Source organism: Pseudomonas sp. DW-iso3 (genome assembly GCF_058725305.1).
Genome location: NZ_JBZXDZ010000002.1, coordinates 213,892 through 235,360 on the forward strand (window position 1 = coordinate 213,892; position 21,469 = coordinate 235,360).

18 protein-coding genes and 5 pseudogenes are annotated in these 21,469 nt (G+C 59.5%); 8 read left to right on the plus strand and 15 right to left on the minus strand.

Annotation, left to right across the window (positions count from 1 at the left end; translation table 11 throughout):
* The first annotated feature begins 33 nt into the window (after positions 1-33).
* On the plus strand, positions 34-1,521 hold the full coding sequence (locus AC4PS7_RS06670; protein ID WP_069672999.1) for an FAD-dependent oxidoreductase: 1,488 nt from the start codon (positions 34-36) through the stop codon (positions 1,519-1,521).
* Positions 1,522-1,555: 34 nt separating this feature from the next.
* On the opposite strand, the gene AC4PS7_RS06675 is transcribed toward AC4PS7_RS06670, so the two are convergent.
* Positions 1,556-2,116 carry a cysteine hydrolase family protein gene (locus tag AC4PS7_RS06675; protein WP_010210149.1) on the minus strand — a complete coding sequence of 187 codons (561 nt, stop codon included), beginning with the start codon at positions 2,114-2,116 and terminating at the stop codon, positions 1,556-1,558.
* A gap of 164 nt (positions 2,117-2,280) precedes the next feature.
* Between AC4PS7_RS06675 and AC4PS7_RS06680 the strand changes: the two are divergent.
* The 3 genes and pseudogenes from AC4PS7_RS06680 to AC4PS7_RS06690 all read left to right on the plus strand — a co-directional run bounded on the left by AC4PS7_RS06680 (position 2,281) and on the right by AC4PS7_RS06690 (position 3,823).
* Positions 2,281-2,827: pseudogene (locus AC4PS7_RS06680) on the plus strand (GNAT family N-acetyltransferase).
* Positions 2,814-3,290 (plus strand): DUF6882 domain-containing protein, encoded by a 477-nt coding sequence (locus AC4PS7_RS06685; RefSeq protein ID WP_010210154.1) that lies wholly within the window; start codon positions 2,814-2,816, stop codon positions 3,288-3,290. Before AC4PS7_RS06680 ends, AC4PS7_RS06685 begins: the two are co-directional and overlap by 14 nt.
* A 110-nt stretch (positions 3,291-3,400) precedes the next feature.
* On the plus strand, positions 3,401-3,823 hold the full coding sequence (locus AC4PS7_RS06690) for a DUF7832 domain-containing protein (RefSeq protein ID WP_021493014.1): 423 nt from the start codon (positions 3,401-3,403) through the stop codon (positions 3,821-3,823).
* Between the two features lie 176 nt (positions 3,824-3,999).
* Here the strand turns inward: AC4PS7_RS06690 and AC4PS7_RS06695 are convergent, their stop codons facing one another.
* From AC4PS7_RS06695 to AC4PS7_RS06705, 3 genes are all read right to left on the minus strand, one after another.
* Positions 4,000-4,365: a hypothetical protein gene (locus AC4PS7_RS06695; protein WP_010210159.1), complete on the minus strand. Its 366-nt coding sequence runs from the start codon at positions 4,363-4,365 to the stop codon at positions 4,000-4,002.
* A 262-nt stretch (positions 4,366-4,627) separates the two neighbouring features.
* Positions 4,628-6,283, minus strand: a complete 1,656-nt coding sequence (locus AC4PS7_RS06700) for a methyl-accepting chemotaxis protein (RefSeq protein WP_031291295.1) — start codon at positions 6,281-6,283, stop codon at positions 4,628-4,630.
* A gap of 708 nt (positions 6,284-6,991) precedes the next feature.
* A complete protein-coding gene (locus AC4PS7_RS06705) occupies positions 6,992-7,894 on the minus strand; it encodes a LysR family transcriptional regulator (protein ID WP_044287262.1) in 903 nt (300 codons plus the stop codon).
* 123 nt (positions 7,895-8,017) lie between these two features.
* Between AC4PS7_RS06705 and AC4PS7_RS06710 the strand changes: the two genes are divergently transcribed.
* A complete protein-coding gene (locus AC4PS7_RS06710; protein WP_492179242.1) occupies positions 8,018-9,448 on the plus strand; it encodes an aldehyde dehydrogenase family protein in 1,431 nt (476 codons plus the stop codon).
* A gap of 154 nt (positions 9,449-9,602) precedes the next feature.
* Here the strand turns inward: AC4PS7_RS06710 and AC4PS7_RS06715 are convergent, their stop codons facing one another.
* Both AC4PS7_RS06715 and AC4PS7_RS06720 read right to left on the minus strand, forming a co-directional pair.
* Positions 9,603-9,875 carry a hypothetical protein gene (locus AC4PS7_RS06715; RefSeq protein WP_010210163.1) on the minus strand — a complete coding sequence of 91 codons (273 nt, stop codon included), beginning with the start codon at positions 9,873-9,875 and terminating at the stop codon, positions 9,603-9,605.
* Between the two features lie 29 nt (positions 9,876-9,904).
* Positions 9,905-10,252: pseudogene (locus AC4PS7_RS06720) on the minus strand (TetR/AcrR family transcriptional regulator); the annotation flags it as partial.
* A gap of 2 nt (positions 10,253-10,254) precedes the next feature.
* Between AC4PS7_RS06720 and AC4PS7_RS06725 the strand changes: the two are divergent.
* Positions 10,255-10,767 (plus strand): annotated as a pseudogene (locus AC4PS7_RS06725) (O-methyltransferase); the annotation flags it as partial.
* 60 nt (positions 10,768-10,827) lie between these two features.
* Here the strand turns inward: AC4PS7_RS06725 and AC4PS7_RS06730 are convergent.
* The 3 genes and pseudogenes from AC4PS7_RS06730 to AC4PS7_RS06740 all read right to left on the minus strand — a co-directional run.
* Entirely contained in the window at positions 10,828-11,448 is a 621-nt protein-coding gene (locus tag AC4PS7_RS06730; protein ID WP_492179243.1) for a LysE family translocator, read from the minus strand.
* 127 nt (positions 11,449-11,575) lie between these two features.
* Positions 11,576-12,640 carry a methyl-accepting chemotaxis protein gene (locus tag AC4PS7_RS06735; RefSeq protein ID WP_412177532.1) on the minus strand — a complete coding sequence of 355 codons (1,065 nt, stop codon included), beginning with the start codon at positions 12,638-12,640 and terminating at the stop codon, positions 11,576-11,578.
* Positions 12,641-12,868: 228 nt separating this feature from the next.
* A pseudogene (locus tag AC4PS7_RS06740) lies at positions 12,869-13,141 on the minus strand (PAS domain-containing protein); the annotation flags it as partial.
* 162 nt (positions 13,142-13,303) lie between these two features.
* On the opposite strand from AC4PS7_RS06740, the gene AC4PS7_RS06745 reads away from it, so the two are divergent.
* Positions 13,304-15,502 (plus strand): OsmC domain/YcaO domain-containing protein, encoded by a 2,199-nt coding sequence (locus tag AC4PS7_RS06745; RefSeq protein ID WP_021493020.1) that lies wholly within the window; start codon positions 13,304-13,306, stop codon positions 15,500-15,502.
* A gap of 182 nt (positions 15,503-15,684) precedes the next feature.
* On the opposite strand, the gene dapA is transcribed toward AC4PS7_RS06745, so the two are convergent.
* A complete protein-coding gene (gene dapA / locus AC4PS7_RS06750; RefSeq protein ID WP_492179244.1) occupies positions 15,685-16,548 on the minus strand; it encodes a 4-hydroxy-tetrahydrodipicolinate synthase in 864 nt (287 codons plus the stop codon).
* Positions 16,549-16,933: 385 nt separating this feature from the next.
* On the opposite strand from dapA, the gene AC4PS7_RS06755 reads away from it, so the two are divergent.
* Complete coding sequence (locus AC4PS7_RS06755) at positions 16,934-17,830, plus strand: SGNH/GDSL hydrolase family protein (protein WP_492179245.1); 897 nt, start codon at positions 16,934-16,936, stop codon at positions 17,828-17,830.
* On the opposite strand, the gene AC4PS7_RS06760 is transcribed toward AC4PS7_RS06755, so the two are convergent.
* From AC4PS7_RS06760 to AC4PS7_RS06780, 5 genes and pseudogenes are all read right to left on the minus strand, one after another.
* Positions 17,827-18,309: a VOC family protein gene (locus AC4PS7_RS06760; RefSeq protein ID WP_047541762.1), complete on the minus strand. Its 483-nt coding sequence runs from the start codon at positions 18,307-18,309 to the stop codon at positions 17,827-17,829. The genes AC4PS7_RS06755 and AC4PS7_RS06760 overlap by 4 nt on opposite strands.
* Positions 18,310-18,386: 77 nt before the next feature.
* Positions 18,387-18,521 (minus strand): annotated as a pseudogene (locus AC4PS7_RS06765) (SDR family NAD(P)-dependent oxidoreductase); the annotation flags it as partial.
* Between the two features lie 1,192 nt (positions 18,522-19,713).
* Positions 19,714-20,334 carry a LysE family translocator gene (locus AC4PS7_RS06770; RefSeq protein WP_187516816.1) on the minus strand — a complete coding sequence of 207 codons (621 nt, stop codon included), beginning with the start codon at positions 20,332-20,334 and terminating at the stop codon, positions 19,714-19,716.
* An 86-nt stretch (positions 20,335-20,420) separates the two neighbouring features.
* A complete protein-coding gene (locus AC4PS7_RS06775; RefSeq protein ID WP_045792055.1) occupies positions 20,421-20,963 on the minus strand; it encodes an ATP-binding protein in 543 nt (180 codons plus the stop codon).
* Positions 20,964-21,110: 147 nt separating this feature from the next.
* Positions 21,111-21,467 carry a VOC family protein gene (locus AC4PS7_RS06780; RefSeq protein WP_492179246.1) on the minus strand — a complete coding sequence of 119 codons (357 nt, stop codon included), beginning with the start codon at positions 21,465-21,467 and terminating at the stop codon, positions 21,111-21,113.
* Positions 21,468-21,469 lie beyond the last annotated feature (2 nt).

The window sequence follows — 21,469 nt, forward strand, 5'->3', positions numbered from 1 at the left end:
ATATGTGCGTATTGCACATATAGGTGATCCAGTATGAAAACGCAATTCGCTGTCGATGTACTGATTTGCGGTGCCGGTGCCGCTGGCCTGACCTTGGCGATCGACCTGGCGAGAAGGGGCATCACCTTTCGCTTGATCGAAAAGAACCAGCAGCCTTTCCCCGGCTCCCGTGGCAAGGGCATCCAGCCCAGGTCTCAGGAAGTCTTCGAAGACCTGGGGCTTCTCGATCGTTTGATGGCCGTGGGTGGAGTCTATCCGACTGACCGGCGCTACCGCGACGATGGCAGCTACCGCGACGTCGAATTCACCCAAACCAACGCCCCGACACCCGCTGAGCCCTACCAGCAACCGTTGATGGTGCCGCAGTTTTTGACCGAACAGGTGATGCGCGAACGTTTGCTTGAACTGGGCCACCAGCCTGAGTTTGGTTGTGAGCTGGTGGGGTTCGAACAGGATGCCGAGGGCGTCACCGCGCGACTGCTCGGCAAAGCCGGCGAAGAAAGCGTTCGCGCACGTTGGCTGGTGGGTGCCGATGGCGGTCGCAGCTTTGTCCGGCACGCCCTGGATATCGGCTTCCCCGGCAAGACCCTTGGCGTACACGCCCTGGTGGCGGATGTGGTACTCAGCGGCCTCACACGTGATGCCTGGCACCGCTTCGGAGAGGGGGATGGGCAGCGCCAGATTGCGATATGTCCACTGGCCGGCACCGACCTGTTTCAGATCCAGGCGCCGATCCCGGCGGATGTCGACATCGACTTCAGCGCCGAAGGGCTCACGCACCTGCTCGCCCAGCGCACCGGCCGCGGCGATCTCCAGGTACACAGCGTGACCTGGTCGTCGGCCTACACCATGAACGCACGCTTGGCTGATCAATACCGCCAGGGCCGGGTGCTGCTGGTGGGGGACGCCGCCCATATCCATCCGCCCACCGGTGGCCAGGGCCTCAATACCAGTGTGCAGGACGCCTACAACCTCGGCTGGAAGCTGGCTGCGGTGGTGCAGGGAGCGCCCGATGGTTTGCTCGACACCTACGAACAGGAGCGCCGGCCGGTCGCCGCCTCGGTGCTCGGTTTGTCCACCCAACTGCTCGGCGAGATGAAGAGCGGCGAGCTGCGGCGGGGCAGGGAAGTGCACCAACTGGACATCGGCTACCCCACGTCCTCGCTGGCGTTGCAGCACCCCGTGCGCAACGGCGTTGCCGCCGGCGACCGAGCGCCGGACGCGCCGGTCCGGGGTGTCGCTGGGCAGGCATTGCGGTTGTTCAACCTTTTTCAGGGACCCCACTGGACACTGCTGGGCTACGGCGTGGCGGGTGGCTTAGTCAAGGCGCGGCCTGGTGTGCAGATTCATACGGTTGGGGCCGGCGGCGAGCTGATCGACGACCAGGGGCACTTTCAACGCATCTATGGGCTGGCGATTGGCGAGTGGGTGCTGGTGCGTCCTGATGGGTATGTTGGGGCGGTGGTTTCTTCAGCGCATGTCGATACGCTGGAAGACTATCTTCAGCGGGTCCAATGCTGACGCATTCGGTGCACCGAATGCATGACGGCTCCACTCAGCAATGAGCCAGTATTTCGTCGGTCTCTACAACCCCGGCATAGTCCATCGCCAGGTTGCTCAGCGACAACGCATGCACGTCTTCAGCAGGCCAAAGGCGCCCGGATAAATCGACTTGATCGAAGGTGTAGCAGGCGTCTGAAACCACCGTCACCGCAAAGCCCAGGTTGCCGCCTGAGCGTGCCGTGGACTCGACCGAGTTGTTGGTGATCACGCCGGCGATCACCAATTGCCGGATCCCACGCACGTGCAGCCAACGCTCCAACCCTGTCGCGGTGAACGCATCCGGAACGTTCTTCTCCACCACATGCTCCAGGGCAAGCGGTTGCAGCGCGGGCTGGAACTCGCACCCCGGCTGGCCCGGCCAAAACACCGAGTCGGGCGAGCGGGACATGTGCCGGATGTGCACGACCGGGCGGTTGGATTGCCGCCACGCCTTTAGCAGGCGCTGCATCTGCACTTCAGCATCCGCGTTGTTGCGTCGCCCCAGCTTCGGTTCGTTCATGCCTTGCTGCATGTCGATGATCAGCAGTGCGGCGTTGGTGGCTAACGGTTGCATGGCACCTCCCTTTGCGTGAGGCTCGAAACATATCAGCCTGCGTGTGCTTCCAGACAGCGAATTTTTCGAAGCCTGAAAAGGTGGCGGATTACTGAATGAAAAAATAAATCCGTTACCTGTATTCGCTATCGTTGTTGTCCAGAGTACGAAGCAGGAATACTTCAATGATCCGCAAGGCATTACCCTCTGATGCAACGACCATTGCCCAGGTGCATATCAGCAGTTGGCAAGCCGCGTATCGTGACCTGATGCCTGCTCAATACCTGAGTTCGCTGGAAGCCACCCTGGCTCAGCGTGAATCCTTCTGGATGCGCGCGTTAGAATCGGATGAGTCCAACGTGTGGGTCGCGCAGGTGGATAAGCAAGTAGTTCGGCTGGATCTCTGTGGGCGCCAGCCGTGACGAAGATGCGGCTGGGGCAAACACCGGCGAAGTCATGGCCATCTACGTGTTAGCCCGGTATTGGCAAACGGGCGCCGGGCTGGCCTTGTGGAAGGCCGGCCTGCAGACATTGAGGGAGTGTGGATTTCAGGGGGTGACGCTTTGGGTGTTGAGCCTTAATGAAAGAGCGATCCGGTTTTATCGCAGGGCAGGCTGTGTCGCGGATGCCGGCAGTGAGCGCAACCTGATAAGGGGCGGCGTGACACTGGAGGAAGTCAGGTATCGGCTGGCTTTTGCTGCACAACAAGGAGACGTCCATGACGGACCATGAATTTGAAGCATTTTTGGCGCAAGTGATGGATGAGCTGTCACTGAAACAGACGGAGTTGAGCCGGGTTTACTGGCTGGGCGAAATGGCCCGTTGGTGGTTCGAACAATCCACGGGGGTACTCCAGTTCTTCGACAGCCACGACAGGCTGGCCGTCGTGGCAGACGTCGTAAGCATCGGCAGCTACTCGGGTAAATTCAGCGCCTGGAAATGGGCCTGGAGCAACCCTAGCGTCGACCCTGCATTGCGCGAGGTCGCGCTGCCGCTCAAGCAACTTCAAGCCATTACGGGGTTTGACCTGTTTGGCGACGACCAGGCCTTTGCCATTCAGGATGAAAGCATGGCCTGGGAACTGACCGCCGCAGCGGTTCATCACCTCCAGGCGCAAGGGTGCTATCGGGGGCCGTCCGGTCCCGATGGGCCGACGACCTTCCTGGCGATCACGTCGATAAGGACGGTTCAATGACCCAAGATACTGCGTGGGGTGGCTGAACGTTAAAACAGACCTACCTTATCCCTGCGAAATCGTGATAAATCAAACTCCCGTTTTCAACGCAAAACATCTCAAGGACGCCCATGAAATACGATGATGCAAGCTGGCACCATGGCGGAGACTTTCCAGCAGGCCAACCACCGGAACATGGCGGCACACACATAGCGCTGTTCTTAAGATGGTGTTTTATTAAAGGCTGGGCTGGCGACTTTCACGCCGAGGAAGAGCCTGAAGCCGTCGCCCGCGTGATCAGCGGCGAACTCTCCGCCACCGAGTTTCTCTTTAGGTATTGCGATGGCAAATTTACCGAGGAGGACTTGAATGACGCTGGAAATGAGATTGCGCAACAGTATTACGGGAGCAATGGCCTTTACCTTCAAGACTACGCCGACCACTTTGGCAACTTGATGTATGTTGCCCCGGAATCCGCGCACGATTTTAAGGCGTTTTCCGCGATTCTGGATGCGCGGGTTAAGAGTGGCGTGCTGATTAAAGCAGAGGCGTAACCGTGCTCCTAGGCGAAAACAATCGCTGATCGGCTCTGCGCCGCACATCCTTCATTACCTGTATGGCACACAGAAGTGTTCGCTTCGGGTCTAAAGCGGTCAGTCGTGACCGGCTGCTTTCGACCCAAAGCAGTCATCTGAACCGCATTGATCGACAGAAATGTCCACCGCCAATCCTAAAATCGTGAAGGTGGCTCATTTCCGGTCTTGATATTCGAAAAGACCTCATCTGGATCTGCCTGACACCAATATCTGAACAGAAGGCGAGGTTCGGTATTTCCGAAATATTGATCAACGGTGCTTTCGGGCGGCACGGTCAATTTAGGTGCTGGCCATTGCTGCGCTAAAACACCTATTGGTTTGTCAGACGACCAAATAATCCAAGTAGCCTTGCCTCCATTGATACCCGGTAAGTAGCCGGCTTCTTGTATCACTTCGATTAAGGCGCGCAGCGTTGCTGATGGATCGAGTGTGATCGACGTCGCATGGCTTCCCAGATCATCTCCTGCATGAACGCTATCTCGATCAATGGCAACTTCCAACGTGACTACTCCTTTTTTACCGCTGTGCTGTCACTAGATTGTCCAGCGTAGAGACATCAACGGCTACCTGTCCACAGTCTGCTTTTGGCCAAAAGCAGACGCTCAAAAATGGCAGGTATTGCACAATTGTGGTCAGACCATAAGGCCGCTAGGAAAATGGCCCCCGCTGTTGCTACAGGAATCGGACCATTACCTGCGTCCTGCTGCTAATTGGGGGCCATTTCTCGCAGCAACGCGGCTTGCGATGAAACGGCAACAGACCCTAGAGCTGAAAGCGCGAGATGTTCTCTCGCAATGTCACGCTGGTGCGTGCCAGTCCTTCGCTTTCCTGCTGAGCGCTGCGGAAGGCTGCAGCGGATTGCTCGGCGCTTTCGCTGACGGTCACGATGCCCCGGCTGATCTGCTCGGCAACGGTACTCTGCTGCTCGGCGGCAGCGGCGATTTGGTGGTTCATGCCGTTGATCCGCTCGATCATGGTTACGATCGTGCTTACCGCGTCACCGGCCTCGGAAACGCCGGACACCGACTGCGCACTGGAGCTCTTGCAGCGTTGCATATGCTGCGAGGTCTCGTCGGCAATTTTCTGCAGACTGGCGATCAGCCCCTCGATCTCTGAGGTGGCCTTCTGGGTACGCTGTGCCAGGCTGCGCACCTCGTCGGCTACCACCGCGAAGCCGCGTCCGGCCTCGCCAGCACGGGCAGCTTCGATGGCTGCATTGAGGGCCAGCAGGTTGGTCTGGTCGGCCACCGACTTGATCACTTCAAGCACGCCGCCGATATTGCCGGTTTCATTCTTCAGCCGGCCCATGGCCATGTTGGACTGTTCGATTGTCTCGGCCAGCTCGCTGATCATGTTCACGGCATCTTTGGCCTTCTGCTGGCTGTACAGGGCCGCGCTATCGGCCTCGCTGGCGGCACTGGCGGCGGATTCGGCGTTGCGCGCGACATCCTGCACGGTGGCGGCCATTTGGTGAACGGCGGTGACGATCTGCTCGACCTCGCACTGTGCCATGGCCACGCTTTCGGCGTTTCTCAGGCTCGATTGGCTAAGCTCCTGGCTGGATTCGGCCACGGTCTGTGAAGACAGGTTTATGCCCTTGGTCATGTCCCGCAGGTTCTCCTGCATGCTCAGCAGGGCGGCCATGATGCTGGCTTGTGGTGGCTCAATCGTGCGTTCGCTAGCGCGCAAATCGCCGTTGGCAACCCGTTGGGCGAGCTGGTTGAGTTCACTCGGTTCGGCACCCAGCGCGCGCAGCAGGTTGCGGCTGATGACGTAGCCCAGTACCGCTGCTAGTAAGACGGCCAGCGCAGTAATGGCGAGCAGAAGGTTGCGTTGTGACAGATAGTGTTCGTCATTTTCGCTGACCTGCAGGTCTGCTCTCTGGTTGGTGTAGCGCAGGTATTCGCCAATTGCCTGTGTCAGCTCGGCCAGTAATGGTGTGCACTGCTCGCTGACCATGCGCAGGGCCTCATCGTTTTCACCCTTGAACAGGTGTTCGGCAATGGTGTGCGCTACCGGTTCGTAGCGGCTCTCGACCTGCTCGATGGTTGAGAACAGTTCACGTGCTTTGGGCGACACATCACCATGGTTATCAGTTGCCTGGCGTAGCGCGGCGAGGCTGCTGGCCACCAATTGTTCGTTGGCGGCAATCGCGCCTCGCTGCTGTCCTCTCGCGGTGACATTGCTGTTTAAGGCGATGTTACGCAGGGCAATCGCACGCTGGGCGGCGGCGTCGTTCAGTGTGTTGGCCAGGCGGGTACGTGCATCAACGCCATTAACGTAGAGAAAAAAGTCCTTATTACTGTTAGCCAGGGCGTACAGCGAGATAGCGGCGATCAGCAACATAAACGCGAGCAGGCTGGCATAGCCGGCATAGAGACTGGTCCGTGTAGAGAGCCGGGGAGTGTGCGTTGGCATGATGTACCTGCGTAGTGGGAGGAGCAATTTAGGGACACCTGCAAGGGTATGTATTCGCCCTTGGTCCGCATCCTGCGCAGGCATTCTTTTGTTCGACGGCAACGAGTCGCGGCGTTATTTCCTAGTCGGTGGAATCTTGTACAAGAATTTGTTCTTGTACAACTCTTGTACAACTATATCGGAGTGATGTCGTCATGACATCACTCAATCCCGATGAACGGTCAGTAACCTCCGGTTTCTGGCAAGCGCCAGGAATAGAGGCCCGGCTATCGGGCTGACTACTGTTTGGCGGCGATACAGCCCAAGGCCCTCTTTGGGCCGATAGAATCCTGCGAGCGCTGTAAAAATGCGTAGTGCTATTTCTGTACAGGTATTTTGTAGGGGGGTGAGCCAGGGCACGCTAATTGTGAGCATGCTTTTCGCTAGGGGCTGTTGCCGTTTCATCGCAAGCCGCGTTGCTGCGAGAAATGGCTCCCGGTTATGGGGGGCAGGTTTGCCCGGAGTGCGGCGAGGGGGTTATGCAAATGGCGAGCGATGGCGTTGACTGCCCCACTTGCGGGACATTCATGCCGGCTGGCCGAGCATGAGAGGGACTAGCGGATTGATCGACATGAACGTCTGATTGGCCGATTTTGCCAACTTATCAGCCGCCGTTTATCTCCGACGTTAATGTCTGCTTTTGGCCGAAAACGGCCCATAGCGACATGCTCAAACCACAGTGGGCCGCAGCGCGTGCGCCAGATCAATCAATGCGCGTAATCGCGGCGGTACGAAGCGATGGCCCGAGTAGTAAAGCCTCAAACCGCCGAACGACGGGCACCACGGTACCAGCACTGGCACCAGGGCGCCGCTGGCCAGTTCTTCCTGTATGAACCACTCGGAAATGAAACCGATGCCAAGGCCCAACACCACGGCCTGTTTGATAGCCAGCATCTCGTTGAAAATGAAGCGCACCGGCAGATTCATCTGCAACTTTTCACCGTTTCGCTCCAGTTCCCATTGGTAGAGGCCGCCGTGGGCCATGCGCATGCCAATGCTCTGGTGGCTGAGCAGGTCTTGCGGATGCTCGGGCACACCCTGGCGTTCGAGATACTCGGGCGTTGCCACCACAAGCATTCGAATGTCATCTGACAGTTTTACGGCAATCATGTCTTGTGGCACCGACTCTGCCAGGCGAATCCCCGCGTCGAAACCTCCGGCGACGATGTCGACCATGCCTGATTCGCTGACGATGTCGATGCGCACGTCGGGATAGCGCTGAGCGTACTGCTTGAACAGCGGCTCCAGCAGCAGATAGGCCCCGCCATGCGGTGCATTGATACGCAGTGTGCCGCTGGGCTTGTCGGGGCCGACGCTGGCCTCTTCGCCGGCACTTTTGATCTGTGCCAACGCCGGGGCGATGCGTTCCACATAGCGTTGCCCGATGTCGGTGAGGGCAACGCTGCGCGTGGAGCGATTGAACAGGCGCACCTTCAGGCGCGCTTCCAGGCCGGCCACCGCACTGCTCACGGCGGTGGTGGACATGCCCAACTCTTGTGCTGCGCCACGAAAGCTGCTGCGGCGAGCAACGGCCAGAACCACTTCCAGTTCGGTCATTCCTGTTCTGTGCATGGATTGTCCTGAAATTGCGGATGCTTCATAAGTCAAAGGATAGCTTATCGGAACAATGATCCCTTCTTAAACTTCCTTCACAGAGGCTCGGTTCAGGCGAGTCATTTTGAGTGAGGAGTTGCCATGCAACGCATTGAACACATCTACATCAACGGTGAGTTCGTCATTCCAAACGGTCAGGAATGGTTCGACCTTCATAACCCGAGCACCGAGGAAGTCATCGGTCAGGTTCGGCTGGGCGATGCGCTGGACGCACAGCGTGCCATCGCCGCCGCCAAGGCTGCGTTCCCGGCGTGGGCGCTTACCAGCCGGGAGGAGCGCATTGAGGCACTGCGACGCATGCACCGGGCCGTGGCGGCAAAGGAGGAAGAACTGCTGGAAGCCATCCTTGTGGAATATGGCGCACCTATGGCCCGCGGGCGCTCGATGGCGACTTATGCGGCTGACGTGATCGCGCAAGCAATCAATGTACTGGAAGCGTTCGAATTCGAGGAGCAGGTCGGCATGGCCAGGGTCATTCTGACGCCCCTGGGCGTTACCGGTCTGATCACACCCTGGAATAGCAATGCGGGTTTTATCTGCAACAAGCTGGCCACCGCGCTGGCGGCAGGCTGCACCGCCGTCATCAAGCCCAGCGAGATGAGCGCGTTGCAGACGCAGGTCGTGGTCAGGGCGTTGCACGAAGCGGGGCTGCCACCGGGTGTATTCAATATCGTCAACGGACGAGGCAATGTGGTCGGCGAGGAAATCGCCCGTCACCCCGACGTTGCCAAAATCTCGTTCACGGGGTCGTCCGCTATCGGCCAACATCTGGTCAAAACCGGTGCTGACACCATCAAGCGCGTGACGCTGGAACTCGGCGGCAAGTCGCCCACCGTGGTGCTTGACGATGCGGATTTCCAGGCAGTCATGCCGCTGGTGTTGCAGGCCGGATTTCTCAACAGTGGCCAGGCTTGCATCGCGGGCACTCGCATCCTCGTGCCGCGCAGCCGGCTGGCAGAGTTCGAGCGGATTGCCAAGGAGGGTGTCTCACAGATTCAATCGGGCGATCCGCGCAACGCCGACACCGACATCGGCCCCATGGTGAGCCAGAAACAGTGGGAACGGGTGCAGCGCTACATCCGTATCGGCCAGGAAGAAGGCGCGAGGTTACTGTCGGGTGGCGAAGGGCGCCCGGAAGGCTTTCACGCCGGATGGTTCGTGAAGCCCACGATTTTCACTGAGGCCAACAACCGGATGCGCATCGCGCGTGAGGAAATCTTCGGCCCCGTGCTGACAATCATCCCCTACGAGGATGACGCTGATGCGATCAGTATTGCCAACGATACGGACTATGGGCTGAGCGCCCTGGTGCTGGGAAAAAGTCCCGAGCGTTGTATGAACCTCGCCCTTCAGATCGATTCGGGACGCGTGCTCATCAACACCCTGGCCCACGAACCGCGCGCCCCCTTCGGTGGATTCAAGCAATCAGGCCTTGGGCGCGAAATGGGCAGGTGGGGGATGAGCGCGTATCTGGAGCCGAAGACATTGGTCACCTATGACCCGTTGAAATGACCAGGTCGGGTTCCAGTCCGGGCGTGCTGGGTGGATAGAGGCGGAAGCAGGGCGGCAATCGTTCCTGGTTTCCAGCAGAGCTGGAGGCTGAGGTGGATCGAGTGGCCGCTTCTGGCTGATAGCTCCCCCTCAAAACGGTCACCAATAAACACTGCTAAACCACGCTCTCCCGATAAACACCCCTTACATGCCCAACCCCTGCCGCCTGTAACCGCGCCACCAAATCTTCCCGCGCCGCGCGCCCACCTGTGCGCACGTCTTTCTCGACGGTGCCCACGGACTGCCAGTGTCGGTCCAGGCATTCGGCGGTGGCCAGGCGAGCGGCGTGGTTGGCGGCGTCGGGTTCGGGCGACTCCGCTGCATTGGGCGTAGGCGCAGGTACTTCCGTTTTTGTCGATGAGCCGAACAGTTTCTTGAAGAAGTTCATGTGCAGTCCGTTGCTGGGGTATCGGCGCTTCAGGAATAGTTGAGCGCGCTCACATAGGCACGAAACATATCAGCCATGCCATCGGCGTAAACAGCGATTTCTTCAGGTGTGCGTGGACTGCCGGAGAAATCCTTGCCGACCGAACTGAGCGTGGTCAGGATCAGATCGCAGGCCAGTGTGCGGGTTGGCTCGGTCACCTCGGGCAATAACTCCAACATGAACGCCTCGAATATCTGCTGCCCCGCTGCGCGCACTTCCAGGGCTTCCGGGGCATCGCGATAGAGCGGCGCCGCGTCATTCAGCGCGACGCGCATCGGGGCCTCTTCGCATTCTGATCTGATGAAGGCATGCACCAGTGCGCGCAGGCGATGCAGGGGCGCTGTATTCGATGCTCAAGGACCTGTGGCTACCGGTGTCGCGGGACACCGGCAAACTGCTCTACATGCTGGCACGCAGCAGTAAGGCGCGGGCGATTGTCGAGTTTGGTACCTCGTTTGGCCTGTCCACGTTGCACCTGGCTGCTGCGTTGCGTGACAACGGTGGTGGTGTGCTGATCGGCAGCGAATTCGAAGCTTCGAAGATCGCCCTGGCGCGCGAGCATTTCATCGAAGGCGGCGTGAGTGACCTGATTCATATCCGCGAAGGCGACGCGCTGGTCACCCTGGCCAGCGACCTGCCGGACAGCGTAGACCTGCTGTTGCTGGACGGCGCCAAGACGCTGTATGGCGACGTGCTCGGCCTGGTGGAAAGCCATCTGCGCCCCGGCGCACTGGTGGTGGCGGATAACACCGATTACTGCCCTGAATACCTGGCCCATGTACGCGCACCGGAGAACGGCTACCTGTCCGTGGCGTTTGCCGATGACATCGAACTTTCAATACGCCTGGGCTAATCGCGGACGCAACTCGTGCACGTATTTGCCACTGGAGCCGCCGGCTGGGTGGGTTCCGAATCAGCGCTTGCTGAACGCCAGCCGCGCAGCGAACAACACAAAGATCATGCCGGTGGTGCGGTCCATCCACTGAATGACTTTTTCACGGCGCAGGAAACCGGACAGTGGTTGCGTAGCACCGATCAATACCAGTGACCAGGTCAGCCCGAGCAGCACATGGATGCTGACCAGACCGAATGTCCAGAGGATCAACGGTTGGCCCTGGGGGATGAACTGCGGCAGGAACGACACGTAGAAAATCCCCACCTTGGGGTTGAGCACGTTGCCCAGCATGCCCTTGATCAACCAGTTGCCCGTGGGCTTGGCATCCGCCCCGGCGTTGGTCAATGAGCGACGGGGACGCAGCAACATGTTCAAGCCCAACCAGGCCAGGTACGCGGCGCCGCAGTACTTGAGCAGGTTGAAGGCGACTTCCGACACCGCAACCAACGCCCCCAGGCCAAACGCAACCGCCGCGCCCCACAGCAGACAACCGGCGTTGATCCCCAGCATGGCTTGCAGCGCCTGGCGCTTGCCTTCGACCGTGGCGGTCCTGAGCACCAGAGCGGTGTCGAGACCGGGTGTGAGCGTCAGCAGTGTGGCGGCGAAGGTGAAGGCGAGGAGGTTATCCGTGATGGACATGGTCGGGCTTCGTGCTGGGTGGAGGTGGTGCCCAAGCATATCGCCATTATCGTGTGGTTCGCGATTTTCTTGTGGCAAACGCGCTCACCCCAGGAAGCGCGCTTGCCACGACACGTTCAGTGCAGGCTCAGCGGTTGAAGCGCTCGACCAATGCGTATTGGGTGGACGCGGTGTTCGTCAGCTCCTTGCTCAGGTCAGTGGATTGATGGGCTTGTAGCGAGGTCTGGTCGGCCAGTTCGGCGATGGTGGTGATGTTGCGGCTGATTTCCTCGGCGACGGCGCTCTGTTCCTCGGTGGCAGCGGCGATCTGGGTGGTCATGTCGGTGATATGCGACACGGCTTCGCTGATGCCCACCAGCGCCTGGTCCGCCTCAAGCACCCAGGCCACACCTTCCTGGGCCTGGCGTTGACCGTTTTCCATGCTTTGCACGGCGTTGTTGGAGGACGCCTGCAGCTGGGTGATCAACCCGTGGATCTGGGTGGTGGACTGCGACGTGCGCTGCGCCAGTTGGCGCACTTCGTCAGCCACCACGGCAAAACCACGGCCTTGCTCGCCGGCCCGTGCGGCTTCGATGGCGGCGTTGAGGGCCAGCAGGTTGGTCTGGTCGGCAATGCCTTTGATCACGTCCACCACGCTGCCGATTTCGTTACTGTCCTTGGCCAGTTGCGCCACGGTGACGCCGGTTTCGCTGACCACCGCAGACAAACGCTCGATCGCCTCACGGGTATCCCTTGCCACTTCACGACCGCGGCCCGTCAAGACGTTGGCCTGCTGGGTGGCGTCGGCGGTGCGTTGCACGTGGCTGGCGACTTCCTGGGTGGTGGCCGCCATCTGGTTGACGGCGGCCGAGACCTGTTCGGTTTCAACGCGCTGACGGTCCAGGCCTTTGGAGCTGGCGGAGGCCAACTGATCGGATTGCCCGGCCAGGGCACTCAGTTGCTCGGCGCTGTCCTGCAAGCGGGTGAGGCAGGTCTTCAGGCGCGCGTTCTGGCTGAGGAACGCCGTTTCGAGGCGTGCCTGAGGCCCACGTGCGTCGCTGTACATCTGCGCGATCAAGGCATCCGAGGTCGACGGCTCCACGCCGTGCAACAGCCGCAACGTGCTGCCTTGACGCCAACGCGAACAGAGCACGCCCACCGGTACTGCGACGGCAACGGCCACAGCGATGGCGACGGGCGCACTGAGGAACATGCCGGCGAGGCTGCCGGTAAGCCCAGTTGCCACATACGGGACACAATTGATAGCGGCCGGCAGCCAGGCGTCCTGGCGAGGAACACCCGGTTTGCCCTGGCTTATGCGTCGGTACAGGGCCTGGGCCCGGCGGATCTCATCGGCCGTGGGCTTGACCCGCACGGACTCGAAACCGACGACCTTGCTGCCGTCGAAGATGGGCGTGACGTAGGCATTGACCCAATAATGGTCGCCGTTTTTCGAGCGGTTCTTGACGATACCCATCCAGGGCAGGCCCTGTTTGAGCGCGCCCCACATGTGCGCAAACACGGCGGGGGGCACATCCGGGTGACGGACGATGTTTTGCGGTGCCCCAATCAGATCCGCACGTTCAAAGCCGCTGATATCGACAAAGGCGTCGTTGCAGTAAGTGATGACACCTCGGACATCTGTGGCGGAAATGAGTTTTTGCGAAGGCGCGAGGGAAATCTCACGCTGTGTTACGGGCTGGTTATTGCGCATTCCGACTACTCCATGGTTGCACTCAGTCCATCGGCGCCATCTGCGAAAAGGTTAATTCACATTGGTCAATTCGCCAGCCACTGGTCAAAAGCCTGAAACTTCCCGATGAAACCCCTCATAATGGCGGCCATTTTTGTTTAGCCGTTATTCTGGTGTGCCCCCATGGAAATCAAGGTCAACTTTCTCGACAACCTCCGACTTGAAGCCAAGTTCGACGACTTCACGGTGATTGCCGACCAGCCCATCCGCTATAAAGGCGATGGCTCGGCACCGGGGCCGTTCGATTACTTCCTGGCGTCGTCGGCGTTGTGCGCGGCGTACTTCGTGAAGTTGTACTGCCAGACGCGCAATATCCCCACCGAGAATATTCGCCTGTCGCAGAACAACATTGTCGACCCGGAAAACCGCTATAACCAGATCTTCAAGATCCAGGTCGAGTTGCCCGCGGACCTCTCCGACAAGGACCGCCAAGGCATCCTGCGCTCCATCGACCGTTGCACGGTCAAGAAAGTGGTGCAGGCCGGGCCTGAGTTTGTCATCGAAGAAGTCGAGAACCTGGACGCCGACGCCCAGGCCTTGTTGATGCCCAACTCAACCTCCGAGGGCGGCACCTACATCGCCGGCAAAGACCTGCCGCTGGAGCAGACCATTGCCAACATGTCCGGCATTCTCGCCGGCTTGGGCATGAAGATTGAAATCGCGTCGTGGCGCAATATCGTACCCAACGTGTGGTCGCTGCATATCCGCGATGCGCATTCGCCGATGTGCTTCACCAACGGCAAGGGCGCGACCAAGGAGGGCGCCTTGGCGTCGGCACTGGGCGAGTTCATCGAGCGGCTCAACTGCAACTTCTTCTACAACGATCAGTTCTGGGGTGAAGAACTGGCGAATGCGCCATTCGTGCATTACCCGGATGAGCGCTGGTTCCAGCCGGGGCCCAACGACGAGCTGCCAAGTGAAATCCTCGACACCTATTGCCTGAAGGTCTACAACCGCGAGGGCGAGCTGCGCGGCTCGCACTTGTTCGACACCAACTCCGGCAACGAAGAGCGCGGCATCGTTTCGCTGCCGTTCGTGCGCCAGTCGGACGGCGAGGTGGTGTACTTTCCGTCCAACCTGATCGAAAACCTATACCTGAGCAACGGCATGAGCGCTGGCAACACCCTGGCCGAAGCCCAGGTGCAGTGCCTGTCGGAGATCTTCGAGCGCGCGGTGAAACGTGAAATCATCGAGGGCGAGTTCGCCTTGCCAGACGTGCCGACCGAGGTGCTGGCCAAGTACCCAGGCATTCTCGCCGGTATCCAGGGCCTCGAAGCCCAAGGCTTCCCGGTACTGGTGAAAGACGCGTCCCTGGGTGGTGAGTTCCCGGTGATGTGCGTGACCCTGATGAACCCGCGCACTGGTGGCGTGTTCGCCTCCTTCGGCGCGCATCCGAGCCTGGAAGTGGCGCTGGAACGCAGCCTCACCGAACTGTTGCAAGGTCGCAGTTTCGAAGGCCTGAACGACTTGCCGCAACCGACGTTCGAAGGCCAGGCGGTGACCGAGCCGAACAACTTCGTCGAGCACTTCATCGACTCCAGCGGCGTGGTGTCGTGGCGCTTCTTCAGCGCCCAGTCGGACTACGAATTCGTCGAGTGGGACTTCACGGGCGCAGGCGAAGACTCGAATGCCCAGGAGGCCGCGACCTTGTTCGGCATTCTGGAAGGCATGGGTAAAGAGTCCTATATGGCGGTGTACGAACACCTCGGCGCCACCGCGTGCCGCATCCTGGTGCCGGATTACTCGGAAATCTACCCGGTGGACGATCTGATCTGGGACAACACCAATAAGGCGTTGTTTTTCCGCGAAGACATTCTCAACCTGCATCGCCTCAACGAGGAAGAGCTGCAAGCGTTGGTCGAGCGCCTGATCGAGAGCGAACTGGACGACTACACCGATATCACCACGCTGATCGGCATTGAGTTCGATGACAACACCGCCTGGGGCCAACTGACCATCCTGGAGCTGAAGCTGCTGATCTTCCTGGCCTTGCAGCAGTATGAAGAGGCCAAGGAGTGCGTGGAGATGTTCCTGCAGTACAACGACAACACGGCTGAACGTGGCCTGTTCTATCAGGCGATGAATGCGGTGCTGGAGATGGAGCTGGACGATGACCTGGAACTGGCGGATTACGAAGCCAACTTCCGTCGCATGTTTGGCAATGAGCGGATGGATGCGGTGATTGGCTCGGTGCAGGGCGACGTGCGCTTCTATGGTTTGACGCCGACCAGCATGAAGCTGGAAGGGCTGGACCGGCACCAACGCCTGATTGAGAGTTACAAGAAGCTGCACTCGGCTCGCGCCAACATCACCTCAGCCTGACGCTGATCCCTGTGGGAGCTGGCTTGCCTGCGATGCAGCCACCTCGGTGTTTCAGATGTATCGCGGTGATGCTATCGCAGGCAAGCCAGCTCCCACATTTGATCGGTTTCGGCTGTTAGATTTTTGCCAGGGCTTGGACTAGGTCCACCCGTACGGGCCGTTGCGTACATCCGCCAGGCACGTTAGCGGGTCGGGTTCAGTACCTGCTGCAAGCGCGCGACAACGGCGGTACTGGCGGCGTGCATCGGCGCACGCAATTCGCTGCCGATCAAGCCTTGCAGGGCCAGCGCGGCTTTTACCGGTGCGGGGTTGGGCTCCATGAACATGGCGTTGATCAGTGGCAGCAACTCGAAAAAAGTCGCTCGCGCCTCTGCCAGCTGATTGTCCCGCACCAACTGGCACAGCGCCACGAACTGCTCGGTCTGCAAGTGAGCCGAAGCCGCAATGGCACCGGTCGCACCGAGGCACAAGGCGTTGAAGATCTGCACGTCTTCACCACACAACACCTCCACATCACCGCTGGCCAGCAGTGCAAGGGTGTTGCCAAGGTTGCCACCACAATCCTTGATCGCCACGATGCGTTCATGGGCGACGATGTTCAGCAAGGTGGCTTGCTCGAAGGTAGCGCCGGTGCGGTAAGGAATGTCGTAGAGAATGATTGGCACGCTGGAGGCATCGGCCACGGTGCGGAAGAACGCCTCCAAACCCGCTTGGGACGGGCGGATGTAACTCGGTGCCGGCACCAAAAGCCCCGCCACCGGGCGTTGCAGGATTTCGCGCTGGACCTGCAGCAGCTCAATCTGGTTATAGCCCGCCAGACCCATCACCACGCGGTGCGCCGGTACCCATTGCAACACCGCATCGAGCACCGCCAGTTGTTCCTGGCGACTCAGCGCCGCCGCTTCCCCAGTGGTGGTGCACACCATGATCCCGGCCACGTGTTTCTCCAGCAAGTGGCTAACCAGACGGTGCAGGCCGGTGAAGTCGATGGCGCCGTCATGGAACGGCGTGACCACGGGAACCCAGATACCTTGAAACGATGACATGCACTTTCTCCTGATGATTGACCGCTGGAGTCACCGTCAGAAGGGCAGAGGGGAATTGTGCGAATCGGGCTCAATGTCCTGTCAGCTCATCTGACGGGACAGCGCGCCCCGGTCACATGAGCGACTGTTTCTTCGATTTGAGGGCGTGCGCAACGCAACCTTGCGCCTTGGCAAGAGAGCCAATGGCGAAAAGGTTGACGGAAGACGTTGCAGACATGGGATGGCACACCCTGAATAAGGCCCCCATCTTCATGGAATATTACGAAGCGTGTCAACGGGGCGCGTTTGAGTTTATGCAGCCGTCGCCGGATATGTGCGGGTCGCAATTATGCGGCCGTGCTTTCAACCAGCCGGTAGTCTATCCACACACTCCGGGAGAACCTCGATGATCCGACGCGCGTGTTTGGCCGCTTTGCTGACCCTGTCTGTCTCGACCGCCTTTGGCGCCTCGACCTATGATCATCTGTATGCCTTTGGCGACAGCTACTCCGACAATGGCGCGGGCGAAGCGCTCACCACCCGGCTTACCGCGCAAAAGGTCAAAGGCGCCCAGGCACTGCCCGGCCCACTGTACTGGAAAGGACGCTGGAGCAATGGCCCGACCGCCGTTGAAGGTTTGGCCCAGGCATTGACAACACCGTTGACCGACTACGCGGTGGGCGGCGCCAAAAGTGGCCACGGCAATTACTACACGTGGATGATGCCAACCCAGGACACAGGCTTGCTCGGCCAAGTCGCCGAGCATTTGCAGGCCGCCAAGTCCCACAAGGCCGACCCCAAGGCGCTGTATTTCATCTTTATCTCGGCCAACGATTTTTTCGAATGGGCCGACTTCTCCCATCCTGAAAGCATTGAAGCCCTGAGCGAATCGAGCCTGGCCAACATCCGCAGTGCCACCGAGCAACTGGTGGCGGCGGGGGCCAGGCATGTGATGGTGGTGGGTACTACGGACCTCAGCCACGTGCCCGCCGTGGTGCAGGGCAACCACGTCGACAACGCGAAGAAGTACCAGCAATTGCTCGCGCAGAAATTACCGTCCGTGTTGGCGCAGATCGGCGTGGCGAAGGTCACTTACTTCGACCACTTGGCGTTCAGCGACGCGCTACGTGCCAATCCGCAAGCCAATGGGTTCACGGACCTGGACGCGCCGTGCCAGCCCACCTACCCGGAAGTAAAACCGGTGTGTGCCAATGCCGATGCGCATTACTACTGGGACGAATGGCACCCGACCCGCGAGGTCCACGCCCTGGCGGCCAAGGCCATGCTCAAGGCGTTGCCTTAGCCCGCGGCCACCGCCGCTTCAATCGCGGCGATGTCGATCTTCTTCATGGTCATCATCGCATCGAATGCGCGCTTGGCCGTTGCTCGATCCGGGTGGGTCACGGCGTCCGTCAACACGCGCGGTGAGATCTGCCACGACACGCCCCACTTGTCCTTGCACCAGCCACAGGCGCTTTCCTGGCCGCCGTTGCCGACGATGGCGTTCCAGTAACGGTCGGTCTCGGCCTGGTCATCGGTGGCAATCTGAAATGAAAACGCCTCGGTATGGGGAAAGATCGGGCCGCCGTTAAGGCCGATGCACGGGATGCCCAGCACCGTAAAATCCACGGTCAATACGTCGCCCTGTTTACCCGACGGGTAATCGCCGGGGGCCAGGTGCACGGCGTTGACCCTGCTGTCTGGGAAGGTCTCGGCGTAGAAGGTTGCCGCCTCCAGGGCGTTGCCGTTGTACCAGAGGCAGAGGGTATTTTTGCGGGCCATGGTCGGTCTCCATGAAGAATCGGTGTGTGAAGTTTAGACGACGCGTTCGTCTCTGCTCACACCGTGATCCGCCGGGCGGCCACGCCGTCCTTGTAATCCAACTGCTCGGGGCGGCTGCGGGACACGCCGATCAGCGTGTCCCCAGGCTCGCCGCGACCTTCGATCAGGGCTTTGCCCAGTCCTTTGCTGGTGCCTACTACCAGGGTTTTCATCGAATCTCTCCTTGATCTGGCTGATTGTTATGGGGGGCAGTCATGCGAGCAGACGATGCTTTGGTCGGCAATCGAGAGGCTGTTTCCAGATGTTATTAAGGGGGGGCAACTCAGTCTTGGCGTTGGCCGGTTGGCAGGTCTAGCCTGCGTAGATGAAGCGGACTTTATTGCGTTTTTGAGGTGGTTATTTATGCCGACTCGGTATAAGAAACTGTCAGTTCTTACAGGTTACACCGTGTGTATTTGGTCCCAATGTTCAGTAAACCTTCGCGCTAACAACTAAGGACGATACGGGTCATGAGCACATCGAACGGTAAAACCTCGTTTATCTATGCCGCTATCGTCATCAGTGCCTTCATCTCTACACTCGCCCCCGCAGACGAGGTTTACAACAAGGCGGGTCAGTATAAATGTACCGCTCCCAAGTGGGGAGATATTAGAAGCATTCGGGTCACTTTGATTGGGGGGGGAGGTGGTGGTGCTGGCGGTGGTTCCAATACTGGTAATTTTGTGGAGACGTATGTGTCTAATTTGGGCATAAATGGAATCTCCGGTGGTGGTGGCGGAAGTGGTGCAACTACAGTCTGCAACTTTTATCCTCCTTCAAAGGACCTTAATGTCCAGGCCATCACTATTAATGTTGGCGCTGGAGGTAAGGGGGGCATGGGAGGTGCTACCGACGATTCTGGAGGACATAAAGGGGGGGATGGAGGATCTAGCAGTATTACGACGGTTAATACAAACGTAGCGGCGTATACCCCGGTATATGGGAGTCAGAGTGGTGTGATCGCTGCTGGAGGCTCAGGTGCTACTGGTGCTTTTGAACGTTCAAGCGTCACTGACAACGGTGCGGGTGGTGCGGGAGGGGGGCTGAGTGTGGAGTGTCGCAAGCCCGACGCTGTTCCTGAGTCAGCCACGCCAGGCCGTGCCGGTGAAAGCGGAAAAAGGGATGTACCAGGTGCTGGAGCATCGGGAAGCTCCTTGGAGGCTTGTAAAGGGGCTGGCGCAGGAGGCAAAGGAGGTCTAAATGGTAGCGTCGCTGCTGCTTCAACGCCCGGACTTCCTGGGGAGAGCGGCTCAGATGGTTGCGTCATTCTAGAGCTCGTAAAATTTTGAAGGTGTTTGTTTAAAACCAAATGGCCAGAAGGTAGCTGACCTCAAGAGCGGTCGGGCTTTGCAAACAATGCATTGCTCAAGCCCGGCGCGCCATCAACAACACCGTCGCCGCCGCCGACAGCAACCCCGCGCAGCACCGATTGAAGATCCGCTTGCCCCGAGGCTCGGCAAACCAGCGCCGCATGTGCAGGCCCATATAGGCGTAGGCGCTGATGGCGATCCACTCCAACACCAGGAACATCGCGCCGAGCAGCGCGAATTGTGGGGTGACTGGCTCGCCGGGGACCACGAATTGAGGCAGGAAGGCGGTGAAGATCAAAATCGCCTTCGGATTGCCCGCCGCCACTAAGAACTCCTGCCGCGCCAACGCCCACAGTCCCACCCTGGCCGTGGCCGATTGCGCCTCTGCTTCCGGATTGGCGCGCCACAGCTGAAGCGCTAGATAAAACAGGTACGCCGCGCCGAGTATCTTGATCCCATAGAACAACAACTCCGACGTTTGCAACACCACGGCCAAGCCGGCCGAGGCGAGGGCGATCATCCCGGCAAAGGCGAGCAAGCGACCGATGCCGGCCAGGCATGACGTGCGGTAGCCGTAGCGCGTGGAATTGCTCACCGACAGCAGGTTGTTCGGGCCGGGCGCCATGTTCAGGGCAAAGCAGGCGGGGAGGAAAAGGGCGAGGGTGGCGACGTCCATGGCGGCTCCGGGTTCGCGTGGGCGGGGAGCTGTGAGGATAAGGGCAGTGGACGTCGTTGGACAGCCTCAGCCGTTCATGTTTCCAGCTATTGCGCCATGTTCGACACCGTATGAACGACCGCCGTCACCATTGTTTCAACACTGTCAGCCCCGTCGACCCGTAAGATCGGGGCCGTCAGTTGTGATAGCCACGCCTCGTGCAACGCCCGGTTGCGCCCCGAGAAATTCGGGTCGTCATACTGCGAAGCCCATTCCCGAAAGGCCAAGTGGATCTGATGCATATCACCTTCGGGTGCGATTCGATCTCCATAGCGCGCCTTTTCGCGGGCAGCCAGTCGTTCCAGGCGTAGGGGCGTTGGCGTGACGACGAACACAATCACGTCTGCATCAGCAATCAACGCGTCTCCCCAGACCATGCAAGAGCCGGTCAGCACCCAACCGTCGTCACCGAGTGCCTGTTGCATCAGTGACACGCGTTCGCTGGGTGGTCGCTTGGTTGTGAACGGAGGGTCGGTGGGCATCCAGTAGAAATCATCGACATCGACCTGGCGCAGACCGAGCCGAGTGGCGAGGTGTTGTCCCAGTGTGGTCACGCCGGCGCATGAAGCCCCTGTAATGTAGATCCGCATGTGTCCTCCATTCATGCACGACAAGCTGTTCCAGCCCCATTTATGTAGACGAGGGCTTGTCAGATGACCATTGGCTACAGTGTGAAGAGTAGGGCCATGGGCATCCGTTCACTCTGCTGTTGGGTATCGCGCTCGTATCCCAGGCGCCTAGGTTTGCGCAGTCCAGACTGCTAGTTCGTACCCATCCGGATCCATGAAGTGGAACCGGCTTCCACCAGGAAACGTAAATGTCTCGCGGGTAATGAGCGCATCCAGGGCTTTGAGCCGCTGCTGCGTCGCATGGAGATCATCGGCGTACAAGATGACCAAAGGCCCACCCGGCCGCACCGGCTCCCCCGTTGTGAATCCCCCAGTCAGACGGCCATCGCTGAACTCGGTATAGGTGGGGCCGTAATCGACGAAGGTCCAGCCGAACGCACCGCCGTAGAAGGCTTTGCTCCGGGCAATATCGCTGACATTGAGTTCGATGTTGTCGATTTGTCGGTCTTTACCTTGAGTGCCCATGC